Annotated in this window: 13 protein-coding genes and 4 pseudogenes; 9 read left to right on the top strand and 8 right to left on the bottom strand. The window is 58.5% G+C overall.

Annotated elements, in window-relative coordinates; genetic code table 11:
• Positions 1-428: 428 nt before the first annotated feature.
• The 5 genes from NLN62_RS48210 to NLN62_RS48190 all read left to right on the top strand — a co-directional run bounded on the left by NLN62_RS48210 (position 429) and on the right by NLN62_RS48190 (position 7,619).
• The gene (locus NLN62_RS48210) at positions 429-1,433 is read left to right on the top strand and encodes a RimK family alpha-L-glutamate ligase (protein ID WP_254113905.1); all 1,005 of its coding nucleotides are present in this window, start codon (positions 429-431) and stop codon (positions 1,431-1,433) included.
• Positions 1,434-1,692: 259 nt separating this feature from the next.
• Positions 1,693-3,336, top strand: a complete 1,644-nt coding sequence (locus NLN62_RS48205; protein ID WP_254113904.1) for an MFS transporter — start codon at positions 1,693-1,695, stop codon at positions 3,334-3,336.
• 193 nt (positions 3,337-3,529) lie between these two features.
• The gene (locus NLN62_RS48200; protein WP_371933179.1) at positions 3,530-3,841 is read left to right on the top strand and encodes a group II intron maturase-specific domain-containing protein; all 312 of its coding nucleotides are present in this window, start codon (positions 3,530-3,532) and stop codon (positions 3,839-3,841) included.
• A 210-nt stretch (positions 3,842-4,051) separates the two neighbouring features.
• The gene (locus tag NLN62_RS48195; protein WP_254113903.1) at positions 4,052-5,905 is read left to right on the top strand and encodes a hypothetical protein; all 1,854 of its coding nucleotides are present in this window, start codon (positions 4,052-4,054) and stop codon (positions 5,903-5,905) included.
• 211 nt (positions 5,906-6,116) lie between these two features.
• Positions 6,117-7,619, top strand: a complete 1,503-nt coding sequence (locus tag NLN62_RS48190; RefSeq protein ID WP_254113902.1) for a hypothetical protein — start codon at positions 6,117-6,119, stop codon at positions 7,617-7,619.
• A gap of 81 nt (positions 7,620-7,700) precedes the next feature.
• On the opposite strand, the gene NLN62_RS48185 is transcribed toward NLN62_RS48190, so the two are convergent.
• Positions 7,701-7,889, bottom strand: a complete 189-nt coding sequence (locus NLN62_RS48185) for a hypothetical protein (RefSeq protein ID WP_254113901.1) — start codon at positions 7,887-7,889, stop codon at positions 7,701-7,703.
• Between the two features lie 98 nt (positions 7,890-7,987).
• On the opposite strand from NLN62_RS48185, the pseudogene NLN62_RS48180 reads away from it, so the two are divergent.
• Positions 7,988-8,218, top strand: a pseudogene (locus tag NLN62_RS48180) (hypothetical protein); the annotation flags it as partial.
• Between the two features lie 492 nt (positions 8,219-8,710).
• Here the strand turns inward: NLN62_RS48180 and NLN62_RS48175 are convergent.
• From NLN62_RS48175 to NLN62_RS48160, 4 genes and pseudogenes are all read right to left on the bottom strand, one after another.
• A complete protein-coding gene (locus NLN62_RS48175; RefSeq protein WP_254113900.1) occupies positions 8,711-9,202 on the bottom strand; it encodes a hypothetical protein in 492 nt (163 codons plus the stop codon).
• The gene (locus NLN62_RS48170; protein ID WP_254113899.1) at positions 9,202-9,555 is read right to left on the bottom strand and encodes an STAS-like domain-containing protein; all 354 of its coding nucleotides are present in this window, start codon (positions 9,553-9,555) and stop codon (positions 9,202-9,204) included. The genes NLN62_RS48175 and NLN62_RS48170 overlap by 1 nt, the downstream gene beginning before the upstream one ends.
• Positions 9,552-10,625 carry a hypothetical protein gene (locus NLN62_RS48165; protein WP_254113898.1) on the bottom strand — a complete coding sequence of 358 codons (1,074 nt, stop codon included), beginning with the start codon at positions 10,623-10,625 and terminating at the stop codon, positions 9,552-9,554. The genes NLN62_RS48170 and NLN62_RS48165 overlap by 4 nt, the downstream gene beginning before the upstream one ends.
• 520 nt (positions 10,626-11,145) lie before the next feature.
• A pseudogene (locus NLN62_RS48160) lies at positions 11,146-12,041 on the bottom strand (nucleotidyl transferase AbiEii/AbiGii toxin family protein).
• Here NLN62_RS48160 and NLN62_RS48155 point away from each other — a divergent pair.
• Positions 12,011-12,298, top strand: a complete 288-nt coding sequence (locus NLN62_RS48155) for a DUF736 domain-containing protein (RefSeq protein ID WP_254113897.1) — start codon at positions 12,011-12,013, stop codon at positions 12,296-12,298. The pseudogene NLN62_RS48160 and the gene NLN62_RS48155 overlap by 31 nt on opposite strands.
• Positions 12,299-12,361: 63 nt before the next feature.
• Positions 12,362-12,508, top strand: coding sequence for a hypothetical protein (locus tag NLN62_RS48150; protein WP_254113896.1), 147 nt, complete (start codon positions 12,362-12,364; stop codon positions 12,506-12,508).
• 19 nt (positions 12,509-12,527) lie between these two features.
• Here the strand turns inward: NLN62_RS48150 and NLN62_RS48145 are convergent, their stop codons facing one another.
• The 3 genes and pseudogenes from NLN62_RS48145 to NLN62_RS48135 all read right to left on the bottom strand — a co-directional run.
• Entirely contained in the window at positions 12,528-12,830 is a 303-nt protein-coding gene (locus NLN62_RS48145) for an HU family DNA-binding protein (RefSeq protein WP_254113895.1), read from the bottom strand.
• 105 nt (positions 12,831-12,935) lie between these two features.
• Positions 12,936-13,196, bottom strand: a complete 261-nt coding sequence (locus NLN62_RS48140; protein WP_254113894.1) for a WGR domain-containing protein — start codon at positions 13,194-13,196, stop codon at positions 12,936-12,938.
• Positions 13,197-13,263: 67 nt separating this feature from the next.
• A pseudogene (locus NLN62_RS48135) lies at positions 13,264-14,130 on the bottom strand (type IV secretory system conjugative DNA transfer family protein); the annotation flags it as partial.
• Between NLN62_RS48135 and NLN62_RS48130 the strand changes: the two are divergent.
• Positions 14,130-14,585, top strand: a pseudogene (locus NLN62_RS48130) (transposase); the annotation flags it as partial. The pseudogenes NLN62_RS48135 and NLN62_RS48130 overlap by 1 nt on opposite strands.
• Between the last annotated feature and the right edge of the window lie 179 nt (positions 14,586-14,764).

Genomic DNA, 14,764 nt, shown 5'->3' with positions numbered 1-14,764 from the left:
CCTTGCCGATTCACTTATGTCTTCGTGGTTTGTAGAAGCGTGGCTATGCCGCCCGGCCAAAGAGGTATCTGACCTTGCGACGTGAAGCGACATCGCTTGCAGTCATTGTCCCCCTCCCGACAAAGCCAGATATGTTGTCCGGTTCAAAACACATCAGTCAATCTCGTATAGCGACTTTTCAAAGCGCAGTCAGCAGCTTAAGCGCAACGCTAAGGCTGGCACGGCGGTTGCTGTAGAATGCTGCAACACTGAGTGATGCTGGCGATCTTGAATTCGTGGAGCCGAGCCGGCCGTGTCGAACGGGCGGCCTATGTCAACGGGTTTCTGAGGTGTCCCGCTTCATAGTGAAGGCAGGGTAGCGCTCTCGACGTGATCGACACTCTGACATGCAGCTGGTCGCTGTTCGGTTATTTAGCCAGGAGAAAGTGATGAGATTGCTCATCCTAATAAACAGTCTCGATTGCTTAGGCGAAAATGATGCTGCTCTTAGCAGCGCGTTTCGTCGCTTCGGCTGTCAGGTAGTTCTTGGCGAGATCAATGCTATTGCGGCAGATGATTACCGCTATTTCACACGGGGCGTGCTCGTACCACAAAACGCCGAGCCGTACGCTCCTGGTGCCGTGGCACCTTGGAGTCGAGAGACATATTTTCTAGACGAATGCCAGCTTATCTGGGTCCTAGGTTCGCCCCAAGCGGGCGTGTACCGTGATGTCTGGCGAATGCTGTGGCTCGCTTCTCAACAAACGCCCTTCGTCAACAGCATTGAAGGGCTGGTGTTTCTAAATAGCAAACATGCGATGGGCTATCTCGTCCCAAAAGAACACCGCGTATTTTCTTATATATCGAATGATTTCGCCACACTCTGGGAACGCTACCAGCAAGCGCCCGATCAACGTTGGGTGGCCAAGCCGCCAAATTCCGGGTGCGGGCAAAACGTCTTCTTACTTCCCGAAAACGGACCAAACGTTCGAACAATCCTCCAATGCCTTACGGGAAACACAGTCGCGCAAAGCGAGATGGATTATGGCGGGCTAGGTGGCTTCAAAGCTGAATATGCAGTTCTTCAGAAGTTTATCCCGGAGGTCGCTCAAGGCGAAAAGCGCATCATCGTAACTTGTGGCGAGGTTGTTGCCTGGCATGGTCGGCAAGGTCATCCAAATGATCACAGATCAAACATAACACAAGGCGGAAAGGCGATTCCAGTCGATCTGAATTCCGATGAGGTCAAACTTGCTGGGGTGATCGGTAAAAAGCTGATGGCGCACGGGATCAACTTCGCAGCCATGGACATGGCTTATCCCTATATTATTGAATTCGATCTTGGTTTCCCCGGAGGACTATACGACGCGAAACTAATTTCTGGAGTGGATCGCTCGGATCGGGCTGCGGAGCTAATCATTGCTCGGTTCAAAAAGCATTGGTCTTCAGATTAGGCGTTGAACCATAGCAAACTCGTTCAACTGGATGGACCGAGCAATGGTGTTGGGAGAGCTAGCCCAGCTGCTTAGGTCAGATGGTTGCGTCGCAGTTGTTAACCATGGCGGGATGTCATGTGGAGCGCGGTCGAGGATTTCTGAGGAGGAGGTTTGCCAACCGAGCGACCGTTCGGCCTTCATTGAAAGTCTCTGATCCGTGCGCGCGAGATCCGAGCGGGAACGTCTCGATCGATCTTCGGAGGCTCGTGGGGGTGAGATGACGGAAATATTCAAATCCCGAACGATCAGAACCAATCAATTCATCGCTCCTTTGCGGTTTATGGCATTTCGTCGCATTTGGGTTGCGAGCTTGCTCTCGAACCTCGGCATTCTGATGCAGGGTGTGGGCGCCGCCTGGGCAATGACCCAGATGGCCTCATCAGACGACCAGGTGGCGCTGGTGCAGACCGCGACAACGCTTCCGATCATGTTGATTGCAATACCGGCGGGCGCGCTCGCCGACATGCATGATCGCCGGATAGTGGCGCTGGTCTCGCTGGGTATCACTCTCGCCGGCGGCACCGCGCTGACGACACTCGCCTGGCTAAGCATGGTGACACCGAACATTTTGCTCGCGCTCTGCTTTGTTGTCGGAAGCGGCATGGCCCTAATGGCGCCGGCATGGCAGTCTTCAGTCAGCGAACTGGTGCCTTCGGAGGCACTGCCTGCGGCGGTCGGGCTTAACTGGATCAGCTACAACATCGCACGTACCGTGGGACCTGCAATCGCTGGCATCATCGTTGCTATGTCGGGCGCAGTAGCTGCTTTCGCGCTCAGCGCGCTCCTCTATTTGCCGTTAGTCGCGGCGCTGCTTCTTTGGAAGCGCGATGTAGCGAAGCCGCGTCTTCCAGCTGAAAACCTCAATCGGGCTATCGTATCTGGCGTACGCTATATCATCAACTCGCCTTCAATTAAGATCGTGCTGACGCGCTGCATGTTCACAGGCGTGGTCGGCGGGGCGGTCGTTGCCTTGTTGCCGCTTGTTGCCCGAGATCTTCTACGTGGCGACGCCCAGACATATGGCATCATTCTCAGCGCCTTTGGCGTTGGCGCAGTGATCGGTACCGTCAACATGACCAATGTACGAAATCGCATGAGTAGTGAAGCGGCTATTCGGGCTTGCGGGCTGTTGATGGGCGGCACGTTTGCCGTGGTCGGACTTAGCGGTCACGCCGTTCTAACCGCCGCTGCTCTTCTTGTGGCGGGCGCAGCGTGGATGCTCTCTTGGTTATTGTTCAGCATTGATGTGCAGCTTTTGGCGCCAAAGTGGGTGGCAGGGCGCTCGCTCGCCGCTTATCACGCTATAAGCTCAGGGGGTATCGCCGTCGGGAGCTGGGGGTGGGGCTATCTGACCGATGTTGCTGGCGCCGGCACGGCACTTCTGGTTTCGGCAGCCTTGATGTTCCTGTCGCCCCTGCTTGGATTTTGGCTGCCAATGCTGCATGTCGCGGAGCCGTGCGAGGAGGCCGAAATGCTTGCTGACCCGGAGGTGAGGCTGACGTTGACATCGCGTAGCGGGCCACTTGTGGTAGAAATTGAATATCGGGTGGCGCAGGAAAATACGCTTGCTTTTTATGGTCTGATGCAGAAAGTCCGGCAATCTCGACAACGAAATGGCGCATGTGGCTGGTCGATTTCTTGCGACATTGCCGACCCAGAATTATGGACCGAGCGTTACCACTGTCCAACATGGCTCGATTATTTGCGTCAACGAAATCGCTCAACACGGTCGGAGCGCGAACTGGATCGGCAGGCCGTGTCTTTCCACATCGGTCCTGAACCCGTCCGGGTCCGGCGCAAGCTGGACCGATCGTTCGGCTCTATTCGACAAGAAGGGGGAGGCCGGCGGAGAGGAGCCTGATCGAATCGCGGACGGTTATGCCGCGAATATGAGGATTCAAAAGAAATACGGATCGTCGCTTGAGCCGGACACCGGCTAATTTCCACCACCCGAACGAAGACTTGATGTACATTGTGGATCTCTTGACCAAACGATAGCACGAACTTGGATAGCGCGACGCATACGACTGCCGTCGCGCGTTGCGTGAACAGCGCTGCCACAGTCAGATCTGCAGCGCTATCTGATTGGATGGCGCGGCTACTGCGGCTTCTGCCAAACCCCGTCGAGATTGCGCGATCTTGACCAATGGCTCAGGCGGCGGTTGCGCGCCATCGCCTGGAAACAATGGAAGCGCGGAAGCACTCGTTTTGCGGAGCTGCGACGCCGCGGCGTCGGCCGGAATCGGGCGGCAAAAACCGCCGCAAGCCCACATGGCCCCTGGCGGCTCGCGAACAGTCCCGCGTGTGTTTCGGCGTGGGGTCTCGACCATGATCGGCGTAGGGGTCCCGTCATCTCAAATCAATGAAATCAACGGCCTGAAAGGGTCTCGACGACGCCGATGGGGGTCAATGTTCGATCAGCATTCACAATTATGCCGCCAACCGTTACGGAGAATCGCATATCGGCATTGATCCTTCAGTCATTGCGGTTAGCAAACAGAAAACACAGCCTGAGGTAATGGCCTTGGATTGCCAGTCGTTTTCTTTTTTGTATTCCTTTTTCTCAGGTGCAGTTCATGAGGTATCCGGCCCCCTCAGCCCGCAGGCTCCGTGTCTACGCTTTCGACCCGCAGACGGCGAGCAGGCTCGGCTCGGTCAACTATGCTTACGCGACGATCTCGTTGCCATGGAAGCAAGTCGGGGAAGAGGATCTTCAAGCCGGTCCCGTCAATGAATATGTCGAAGTCATCGACGTCGACCCGGCGAGCAACCAGTTCTACGATCCAGTGGATCTCAACGATTCATATCTGCTTGCGCAGGACGGGCTCACGCCATCGGAAGGAAATCCGCAATTCCACCAGCAGATGGTTTTCGCAGTGGCGATGAAGATCATCTACATCTTCGAGCGAGCGCTGGGGCGTAAGGTGATCTGGGCGCCCCACTGGAATCGGCACCTCAACAAGTACGAGCCGGTCGACAAGCTGCGCATTTACCCCCATGCGCTGCGCGAGGCCAACGCCTACTACAGCATGGAAAAACGGGCCCTCCTGTTCGGATATTTCCGCAGCACCAACGCCTCGGCGGGCGCGACTTGGATTTTTACCGCATTGTCGCACGACATCGTCGCTCATGAGACCACGCATGCGGTGCTCGACGGGCTGCACCGGCGGTACGCGGAGGCCACGAGCGTCGACAGCCTCGCGTTTCACGAAGCTTTCGCCGATATCGTGGCGCTGATGTCGCATTTCACCCTTTCCGAGGCCGTGTCAGCGCATATCCAGCAGAAGGGAGGATCGCTCGATGAAGCCGGCCTTCTGAGCGGGCTTGCAGAGCAATTCGCCCGCGGCACGGTTGGACGAGCGTCGCTGCGCCAATATGTGGGTCATAAACCCGATCCGGAGCTGCTCGCTGTGACCACTGAGTGTCACGACAGGGGCGCCATTCTCGTTGCGGCCGTGTTCGACGCGTTCCTGACGATCTACAAGGCGCGCACGGACGACCTCCTGCGAATCGGAAACCTAACGCGCGGGGAGGACAAGAGACTCAATACCGACCTCGTCGCCCGGCTGACGAGAGAAGCGGTGAAATCGGCGGACCACGTTCTTCGGATGTGCATCCGGGCCTTGGATTATTTGCCGCCCGTCGATGTCCGGTTCGGGGAATTCCTGCGCGCGATCATCACCGCCGACAACGATCTCGTGCCCGATGATCCTCACAATTATCGGATTGCGTTCGCGGAAGCCTTCCGCGCGCGGGGCATTCTGGTCGAGGACTGCCTCTCGATGTCGCCGGAGAACCTGCTTTGGGAAAGTCCGGAGCAGATGTTCGGAAAGAATCCCCTGGAGGTCGACGACCTGAACGATATCGACCTCGACCTTCAGGCGCACTACAAACGTGCGGAGATTCTCAAGAGCTCGGAGGAAAATCGCACGCAGGTCTGGAAGTGGCTCAGGACGCCGGATGAGCACCTCTCTGTCGATCTCGCCTGGGAAAATGCGCTAGGCATTTACTTCATTTTCCGGGACAAGACACCTTACGGCATCTTCTCCAAGGGCGGCTTTCCAAGTGTCGAGGTGCATAGCGTGCGGACGACACGGCGGGCTGGACCTGACGGGCAAGACCTGCGGCAACTAGTGCTCGAGGTCACGCAGCGGCGGCGTGGTTATTTCGATCTCGATGAGCAGGAAAAGGCGGATGCCACTAAGGGAACGCCCGCGAAGGCCCACGACTTCATTTTTCGTGGCGGCGCAACATTGATCATCGACCTCAGGGATCAGCACCTGCGCTACGTGATACGCAAGCGCGTCGACGACAACATACGCCTCGACGAGCAGCGACGGCTTCTGTCGAACCCAGAGGGTTTTGGCTTCACGTATCATCCGGAGAGCGGCGAACGCGAGCCGTTTGCCATGATCCACCGCGGCCATTAAGGGGGCGAACGTGGCGGCGAAGGCTAAGACTATCAAAAAGAAGACGGTAAAGAAGAGCAAAAAGAACACTTCATCGGCGTCCGCCTCTGCGTCGGGAAAGCGGAGGCGCTCTGCCCCCGACACGAAACCCACAGGCGGGGAGACGGCGACGAACGCGCGTGCCGCGACTGCTGCTTCGTCCGCAACGGCTGCGGGCACCGTATCGATCCGGATGTATCGCGGATTGCTCGGCGATTTCTTCCTGGTCAGGCACGCGATCGGCAGCCGCGTCTTCAAGATGCTGATCGACTGCGGCGTTTTGCAGTGTATCGGCCCGGAGACGGCGAAGCCCTCTACGGCCCAAGGCAAGGAGCGAATTGTTGCCAACGTGGCGGACTTCATCAAGGAAACCGGCGGACACGTCGATCTGGTCGTCGCAACGCACCAGCACTACGATCATCTTTCCGGCTTCATCCTGGCACGGGAGAAATTCGAGACATTCACGATCGACAAGGTCTGGATGGCCTGGAGCGAAGACCGGACCGACAAGGTCGCGAACGGCTATCGCAACAAGATGAAGAAAGCTCTCGCAGCGCTCGCGGGCCTGGCGCTCAATCCGAGGCTCGCAGCGCGCAGCGACTCGATGCAGACGGTGAACGATTTGCTTCAGTTCTATGGCGGGCTCGAAAGTATCCGTGAAGATGCCCTAGGCCTCGCAAAACCGGCGGACGATGGAAAGCTCGGCGGCAACGCAAGCTGCGAGGCCGTGTTGGCTTGGCTGAGGAAACGTGCCGGCGCCGGCAACGTGTCGTTCCTCAAGCCGGGCGACGTGGTCCGCTGGGGGCTCGACGATGTGTTCCGGGCCTACGTGCTTGGTCCGCCTCGCGACGACGTGTTGCTCCGCAAGCTCGCCCCGTCCAAAAGCAACAGCGAAGTCTATCTCGCGCGCAGCGAGGACGTGGCAACCGTCATGGGCTTAGCTGCGATTCACGGCGAAACCGGCTCAGAGTCCGATGGAAAGGAGCAACCCTTCACACGGCTGCACCAGCGCCGTTACAATCGCGGCGACAAGACCGACAAGGCAGAGCCAGCGAAAACCGAGTCAGAACTGGCCCGCGAACAGATCATCAAGCTTTACGAGACGAAGGCGCAGAACTTCGATCGCTGGATCGATGATGAATGGCTTGGAAGCGCGGAGAGTCTCGCACTCAAGATCGACGGCGATGTCAACAACACCTCGCTGGCTCTCGCGCTGGAGCTTACCGACAAGAGAGTGCTGCTGTTTCCCGGCGACGCGCAGGTCGGCAACTGGCTTTCATGGGGTCGCCAGAATTATCCGGCTGACGACAAGCCGGGCGGAGCGGTTCTGAGGATCGAGGACATTCTGGCGCGCGCCATCTTCTACAAGGTCGGGCACCACGCCAGCCACAATGCGACTCTGCGCGAGCGGGGTCTCGAACTGATGACCAATTCCAGTCTGGTGGCGATGATTCCCGTGGTTGAAGAGACGGCTCGCGAACAGAAGACAAAGAAATCACCCAAGGGCTGGGCCATGCCCTATGACAATCTTTACGGGCGGCTGAACGAGCGCACGGGTGGCAGGATCATCCGCGGGGACGGTGACACGACGACCGAACAGGACAAGTTGAAGGGAGCCGTTTTCGAGCTGTCCTACGGAGCAGATTTCAAAGACAAGGATCCGTTGTGGGCTGAGCTCCGGCTTGAAATCGGCTGACGCGTCGATTTCATGATCTTGGGGCTGCGCCCGCCGGCGGCCGATCAATCCCGGGTTGCCGTGGGCAGTCCTGCCCGGTCATCAATGGCACCATATCGGCATGCCGATTTTCAGAGCTCGCCAGCGATCGTAACAGCTTCGATCCGGAAACTGACGGAGTTCAATTTTCTTGCCTTGGGTGCGATTAATAGTGTCTTCGGCAACCCGATTTCCATAGTCCCAATACCGCTCGCGCCCCTCGATTGCGCGACGTTCCACCAATGACTTCACGAGAATCTCCACATTTGTGGAGGAGCGTTCGAATGCATTCATTCTTCAGGCGACATACAGCATGGGCAATTGGAGTGACCGGAATAGTGTCAGGCCTTATTGGGTCCTCACAATCAGACGCGCAGGTGACAGCGCTGCCGGCCTTTAACGCCGATATCAAAGAAACGTCAGTATCTGGCCTGTCTTCCGGCGGCTTCATGGCGGTTCAATTTGACGTGGCTTATTCCTCGATTCTGAAAGGGGCCGGGATCATCGCAGGCGGTCCCTACTTTTGTGCGCAGTTCAACCTGAACACAGCGACGACCGTCTGCAGTTGCACATTGAACCCATTCTTTTGTCAGGTTGCCCCGGTGCGACGATAGCGTCGGAATGTGAGAAGGGCAGAAGGACGGGTAAGGGAACACGGTCTTAGAGACGGGATTTGGATAACCAGAATATGTCCAGGAGCTTTGAGCTCGCCAGGCCGATTTGGACCTAATCCGCGTATCGCCATACAGGCCCGCGGCGTGCGAATGCCGCAACTTATGAGGCCGGACACACGACCGCACCTGATCGCATGTTCTCAAGTTCGTCGATAAAAACTTCTTGCATTCCCGGGGGCATCCACACACGGACATATGGACGCAAGCGATCTGATCAAAACAATGCAAAAAGACCCTTGCGAGGAGAGGGCCGTCCACATATGGGGTCTCGACCATGATCGGCGTAGGGGTCCCGTCATTTCAATTCAATGAAATCAATGGCCTGAAGGGGTCCCGACGACGCTCATGGGGGTCATTTTTCGATCAGCATTCACAGTCACACGGCGTGAGAAATCCGGGCTAGACCTTCGGAAGCCAACTGCGCCGCAGCGAAGCCATTCGTGCGGTTCGGATATGCACGAGCAGCGCGCCTGCGGCATGCTGAACAGCGGCGGCATTTGACGAGGAAACCGGACGGTTATGAACCGCGAAATCGCCGCCGGTGGCCGCCCGAAAGAAAGCCGCTTCGAGCTGCTCGACACGAGGTCCGTCCAGGCCCACGACTAATTTCGCTAGACTGACCCGGATGCTCGCAAGGCGCACGATCCCAGAGCTCAGGCGAGCCTGTAGAACAGGTACCTTTGGGTCAGTTTGTTCGAGCAACCAGTACTCGCTAGCGAGATCAGCCAAGCGCATGACCTCGCTGCAGAGATCGTCAATTCGCTTTTCGGCATGGTCCAAGCTCGCCTTCCAGCGACTTACCCAAATTCCGCTTAGTCCGGCCGAAAGAAACGCTGCAATCAGAAGCTTGGCTAGATCGAAAAACGCGCTCGCGCCGCCAGCCTGCGACATTACGCAGCACTGGCCTTAAGCTGCTTCAGGGCATCAGCCAAATAGCTCTGAGCGTCTCGCCGAAAGCTAGCGTAGATCGGATTTTCGGCCGAAATTTCAAGCTGCCTCGTAAGGACTTCGGGAGCGAATTTTTTCACCCGCACTACGCCCCCAAAAACTTCCTCTAGGAAGGAGGACGAGTAACTGTATGCACCGTCAAGGTTGACGGTGACCTTCTCTCCCGAACCAGTTGCGGCCTGGAGCGCCGGAATAAGGAACTCCTCGCGGAAACGCTGCCCGTTGAACGGCCCGTCCGCGGGCGTGCGGCCGGCCGGCGAGGGCGAAAAATCTGACGCAATGGAGATCGTAGTCATGATTGACCTCGGTGAGCGGACGGCAACGCCTCAAGCTCAAGGTAGGTTCCGAGCAATGGGACTTGATGTGTTCTTACAACTTTTGTGCCATTCGCGCCATAGATGCATTCGCCAGACCGGCTTACTACTCTCAGCTTCCCAGACGGGCAGGAGCGGATGATCTCAAGGATTTTTGGCAATCCTTTGCCCCTGTAGGGCAAGCCGGTCGACGAAGCTGCGAGCTGCATGGCCATGTCGATGGCCTGTCCATCGTAGGTGGGGTCAGAGGCGTCAAAATTCAACGTGAACAGGTCCCGAAACCTCTGCATCAACAGGTTAATATCCCATTTCAGGGGCAGGGCCTTGGGAATAGAAATTCCCTGATCGTAAATGGCGAGGGTAACTAAGCCGGTGCTTTGGTCGACAGCCCCGGTGAACCACCAGAGGGGCACGCTCGTCATCGGGTTGAACCATTCACGGGGGTAAGCGTGGCCCCGGACATTTTCGACCGCATCAGTCACCGCGCTCGCCAGCTGAACTCGCAAACCCAGATCTCCGCGTCCTTTTTGGAAGACAGCCGCAATCGCGCTGTTTACGGGGGTCATGTCGACGTCGCTCCCGCTGACCATCGGCTCGATCAACAAACCGCGATCGGACGGCTGCGCATCGACCTTGAGGCCGAGCAGCTTGAAAAAGCCAAGGCCAGCAAGAGTGGCCTTGACGTCCGGGTCCCAGCGGTCGATGTCGATCGTTGTGGGAGGAGCCCCTGAGAGCCGCCTAACGCGATCATATTCGGCGGCCAGCATGAGTGCAGCGCCAGCCGAGATCGACTTAAGCGGCGTGAAGTCGCGATAATTTCTGATCCATCTGATCCTCCCGCCGCGGCGACCTGTCGGATGGAGGAGGCGCCCTTGTATGGGAGATCTTGTCCTGGACCGCAGGTCCGTGATGATGGCGATGCTTTCGTCATAGTTGCGGTCAAGGCACATGGTCGCCGGCAGGGAGCTGTTACCGATGAGCCTCACCTGTCGCGTCATCTCCGAGCCGACTATAAGAACGGCCGTTCGCCCCTTCGGTGAGCGGCGCTTCATTCCCGCCGCCGCGCGATGGCGCATCCAACGCCGATAGCGCTCAGTTAGCTTTCGCAAAATCAATCTCAACCACTAACGAGGCTCCACCTCAGACCGACGAGGTGTATCGGATGAGGCGGTTGGTGTAAGAGGACTCCAGTCGAGCCTGCAGGGACATGCCTTGGTCATTGAGAACTCGAAGCTCGTGGGTCCGAGGACCCGTGGACGACCGGAGCCCACGATGAGCGTAGCACGATCGGTGGCGGAAGTCTTGCGTGACCATGTGGTGCTGGAGGTCGAGGCGATCGACCGGATGTACTTGAACGTCTGCGTCCCACATTTGCAGTCGGTTGGTGCTGTTGTGGGCTGTTATGCGGCCAGGCTCATTCGCATGAGACGCCTTCGTTGATGTGCCCATGTTTGTCGGCGGCGACCACCGGTTCGATCAGAGTGGGGCGCATTTATGTGGCTTGGTCACGCCTGGTCGAAGTGCGTCTCGCCGAGGCACGAAGGGACCGATATCCGCCGCCCCGCTATGGACCTATGGCCGCAGCTTTTCGATCTCCGAACGCAACTGCGCATGTTTCTCAGGATTTTGCGTTTTCAGTTTTGCGATATTGAGCAGCTTCCACCGAACCGCCGGCAATTGCGCGGCTTGCGGCAAGCCGATGGCCTCGAAGTCCGGCTCGCCATCGTGGAGCGTTAGCAGAAAACGCATCGCTGCGTCGTCGAGCCGCGCAAGCAGATCAGACAGTAGGCGCGCCCGCGCTTGCTTGAGCTCGTCGAGGCGGACGGGGGTCACCGTCATCGAACTCCTTGGCAAAGGTGTCATCAAGTTCTGACAATGACGGACGGATGAGTTCGTGCGGAGGACGCCCCGAACTTGCGACGTAGACGAGGAACGTGCGGTAGAGCACGTCAGTCAGTCCTTCATTGTCATACAGAAATTTCACGTCGAACAGGTCGCGCGGATGCGGTCGGTCGACCGCGGCATGGAGCTTGCCGCCGAACAGATCTTCAAATGCCACCACTTGCATCTCCGCAAATCCGAAGGCTTCGGCGACCGGATCGCTGACGACGCGAAGCTTGGGAGCGTGAACCGTGCCGCACGCGACAGGTGACGTCTCGACTTTGATTTCGGTGCCCGCCTGCCGGACGAGGAGTCGCGTGTCGTTATTGCCGCCGCCGGCGATGCGCTGAACACTGGCGCCGCGGAGATTACGCTGAATATCCTCGCGAATGCGATCAAGAGCGGCGACGATCCCTGCGAGGGTCGCGTCGCGCTCCTGGATCGGCAAGTAGACGAGGTCAATATCGACCGACAGTCGGGGCATGTCGCGATAAAAGAGGTTGATCGCGGTGCCACCTTTCAAAGCGAAGCTGTCCTGACGCGCGATGTAGGGGCAATGTCCAGACCAGCAGCTCCACCTGGCGCATGTCTCAACCTAAACGTCAAGGCCAAGCTGGTCCGCGTCGAGAACCCCTCCGAGAAGGGGCCGCACTTCCGCATCTACGCGGGCAATACTGTGGAGCTGGGCGCGGCCTGGCAGAAGACCACCAAGGACACCGAGCGCGACTACCTCTCGGTCAAGCTGGACAACCCGAGCTTCCCCGCCCCGATCTACGCCACTCTGATCGAGGTCGAAGGCGAGGGAGGCCTGCAGCTGATCTGGTCCCGACCGAACCGGGACTGAAGCTCCCGCCAGAGGGCTCCGCCGTGAGGCGGGGCCTTCTTCACTTCATGCGGAGACACGCTCATGACCGTCGTCGACACGATCGAAGAGCTGCGGGCCGAGCTGCGCGACTGCCTGTTCACGCCCGCGGAGCGCAAAGCGCTCGAGGCCGAACTCACAGAACTCATTCGCCAGCGCGATGCGGCGCTCGCCGCCGAGGAGGGGACGTAAGTCCCTTCTCTTGCTTGCCTTACTGTGTGGCGCCGGCCGTGTCTGTTCCGTTGAGGGCGTCCTTGACTGCCTTGGCTGGCGTGAAGGTAAGTTTCCGGGAGGCCGCGATCGTCATTGTCGCGCCAGTCGCGGGATTGCGACCCTCGCGGGCAGGCGATTCCTTGACTTTGAATTTCCCGAATCCGGCCAGGCTCGTCTCGGCTCCGCTCACGGCCGCCTCTGTGATCGCCTTGAACACGCCGTCGACGATGGCTTTCGCCTGGGCCTTAGTCATGCTGTACTCGTCTGCGATCTTGTCGGCAATTTCATTCGCGGTCGTCATGGAACGTTCCTTTTTGCGATGATTTCGTTCCATCTGACACCAAGATTGCCGCACGGGTAGGGCCGATATTGCGAGCTGAGCCGTAATCCCCGGAAAACTCCTGAATTATCGCGTTTTCTCCTCCGCACCGACGTATCCGCGCCGGCGCTTGACGCACTCCAGCCGTCCGAACGCCTCGCCAGCCTCAGTGCCGTTGTCGAAGGTCTGCACCATCACCTGGCCGTTCGTGCCGATCCGGCCCCAGTTGCGGACGAGCGACATCCCGCCGAACAAGGTCGGCTGGATGGATAGCGTGTAGAACCGCCGCATATTGCGGCTGGCATCGATGCGGCGAAGATGAAGCGGCTCATGCTTGGGGTTCGACATGGACGAATTCTCGCCTCCTTCGGAAGCGGCGTCCAATGAGTTTTATGAATCGACCGGGCGGATGGATTCATTTTATCGATGCATCAATTGCACCACGGCGCACCTCATTCGCTTCCTTCCGGTGGAACCTGTTCTTGCCGACACACGCCCGCATGTAGGCACGGCGGAACCAGATGGCACGTCCGCAGCGCAGCGGCGGATTGCCCGCGGTGAAGATGATCTGTTCGTCGGTGCGCATGCGCAGCACCTCATGCGGAAGGATCAATGGCCGGCGCGTGAGCTGTTTGGAACGCGTCCGCGACGAGCCCGACATTTGCGATGAGCGGCTGAGCTGGTCAACCTCGACCGTCGTGTCGCCGCAGCGCTTCGAAATGTAGTCGGCGGTCTCCGGATCATTAATCGCGGCGAAAGAGATCCATGACGCGCTCTCGAACCATTTGCTGGTGGCGTCGCGGCCGCCATAGGCCTCGCGTATCTGCCCGATCGACTGATAGAGCGTCAAGAGCGTGATGCCGTACTTACGCCCGGCATCGCGCGCCGTCTCGAGGATGCGCAGATAGCCGAGACGGGCGACCTCATCGAGCAAGAACAGGGTGCGCTCGCCAACCTCCCCATTGCGGTTGTAGATCGCGTTGAGGAGCGCGCCGATGATGACGCGGGCGAGGCCGGCATGGTTTTGGAGCGTCTTCAGGTCGAGGTTGATGAAGATGTCGGTTCGGCCTTCGGCGAGCTCGCCTGTCGTGAAGCTCGACCCCGATACCAGGGCGGCATAGTTGGCATAGGAAAGCCAGTGGGTTTCTTTCACCGCGTTGGCGTAGACGCCGCTGAAGGTCTCCGGCGTCATGGCGATGAACGGCGCGACGTTCTCCTTCACGAACTCCGATTCCGAATTGTCGTAGATCGTCTGAAGCCGCTGGCGCAGCTTCGGCTCCGACGATGTGCGCCTCCGACGTCATGGGCACGCTCGATCAGGCACTCGCAGCGTCCGGCCTCGACCACATCACCGTGACACAGCGACCTCGGCTTCTGAGCGACAATGGGTCGAGTTACGTGGCAGACGATCTGGCCATGTGGCTCGAACAGAAAGGCATGCAGCATGTCCGTGGCGCTCCGTATCATCCCCAGACCCAGGGGAAGATCGAGCGCTGGCATCAGACCCTGAAGAACCGCATTCTGCTCGACAATTACTACCTTCCTGGCGATCTCGAACGACAAGTAGGAGCCTTTGTCGAACACTACAATCACGTTCGCTACCACGAGAGCATCGACAACCTCACACCAGCCGACGTCTACTTCGGCAGGGCCGAGGCGATCCTTGCAGAACGCAACCGCATCAAGCGCGACACCATCGCAAACCGACGCTTGCAGCATCGGCTGCAGGCCGCTTAAACTCTAATCCGCGTGAACCAGAGCCTCCCTTCTCAAACCGCCTGATCAGTCTCAAATTATCTGACGACGGACAACCTTGAGCCCAAAACGCTTCGCGTGCTCAGTCGTCGCGAGCTGAAGCTGGGAGAAGAGCCCGACCCTGTTCGTTCCTTCGGCGCAAGGAGGCTGCCCAAGGGGTC

The organism is Bradyrhizobium sp. CCGUVB23, assembly GCF_024199885.1.
Classification (GTDB): Bacteria; Pseudomonadota; Alphaproteobacteria; order Rhizobiales; family Xanthobacteraceae; genus Bradyrhizobium.
Note: the sequence above shows the minus strand (reverse complement) of the source record. Positions and strands in the feature narration are given on the sequence as shown.

Excerpts from the sequence above, each read along its gene's own strand:
- NLN62_RS48210 (WP_254113905.1), top strand. The coding sequence starts at position 429 with ATGAGATTGCTCATCCTAATAAACAGTCTCGATTGCTTAGGCGAAAAT.
- NLN62_RS48205 (WP_254113904.1), top strand. The coding sequence starts at position 1,693 with ATGACGGAAATATTCAAATCCCGAACGATCAGAACCAATCAATTCATC.
- NLN62_RS48195 (WP_254113903.1), top strand. The coding sequence starts at position 4,052 with ATGAGGTATCCGGCCCCCTCAGCCCGCAGGCTCCGTGTCTACGCTTTC.
- NLN62_RS48190 (WP_254113902.1), top strand. The coding sequence starts at position 6,117 with ATGTATCGCGGATTGCTCGGCGATTTCTTCCTGGTCAGGCACGCGATC.
- NLN62_RS48175 (WP_254113900.1), bottom strand. The coding sequence starts at position 9,202 with ATGTCGCAGGCTGGCGGCGCGAGCGCGTTTTTCGATCTAGCCAAGCTT.
- NLN62_RS48170 (WP_254113899.1), bottom strand. The coding sequence starts at position 9,555 with ATGACTACGATCTCCATTGCGTCAGATTTTTCGCCCTCGCCGGCCGGC.
- NLN62_RS48165 (WP_254113898.1), bottom strand. The coding sequence starts at position 10,625 with ATGAAGCGCCGCTCACCGAAGGGGCGAACGGCCGTTCTTATAGTCGGC.
- NLN62_RS48155 (WP_254113897.1), top strand. The coding sequence starts at position 12,011 with ATGTCCAGACCAGCAGCTCCACCTGGCGCATGTCTCAACCTAAACGTC.
- NLN62_RS48150 (WP_254113896.1), top strand. The coding sequence starts at position 12,362 with ATGACCGTCGTCGACACGATCGAAGAGCTGCGGGCCGAGCTGCGCGAC.
- NLN62_RS48145 (WP_254113895.1), bottom strand. The coding sequence starts at position 12,830 with ATGACGACCGCGAATGAAATTGCCGACAAGATCGCAGACGAGTACAGC.
- NLN62_RS48140 (WP_254113894.1), bottom strand. The coding sequence starts at position 13,196 with ATGTCGAACCCCAAGCATGAGCCGCTTCATCTTCGCCGCATCGATGCC.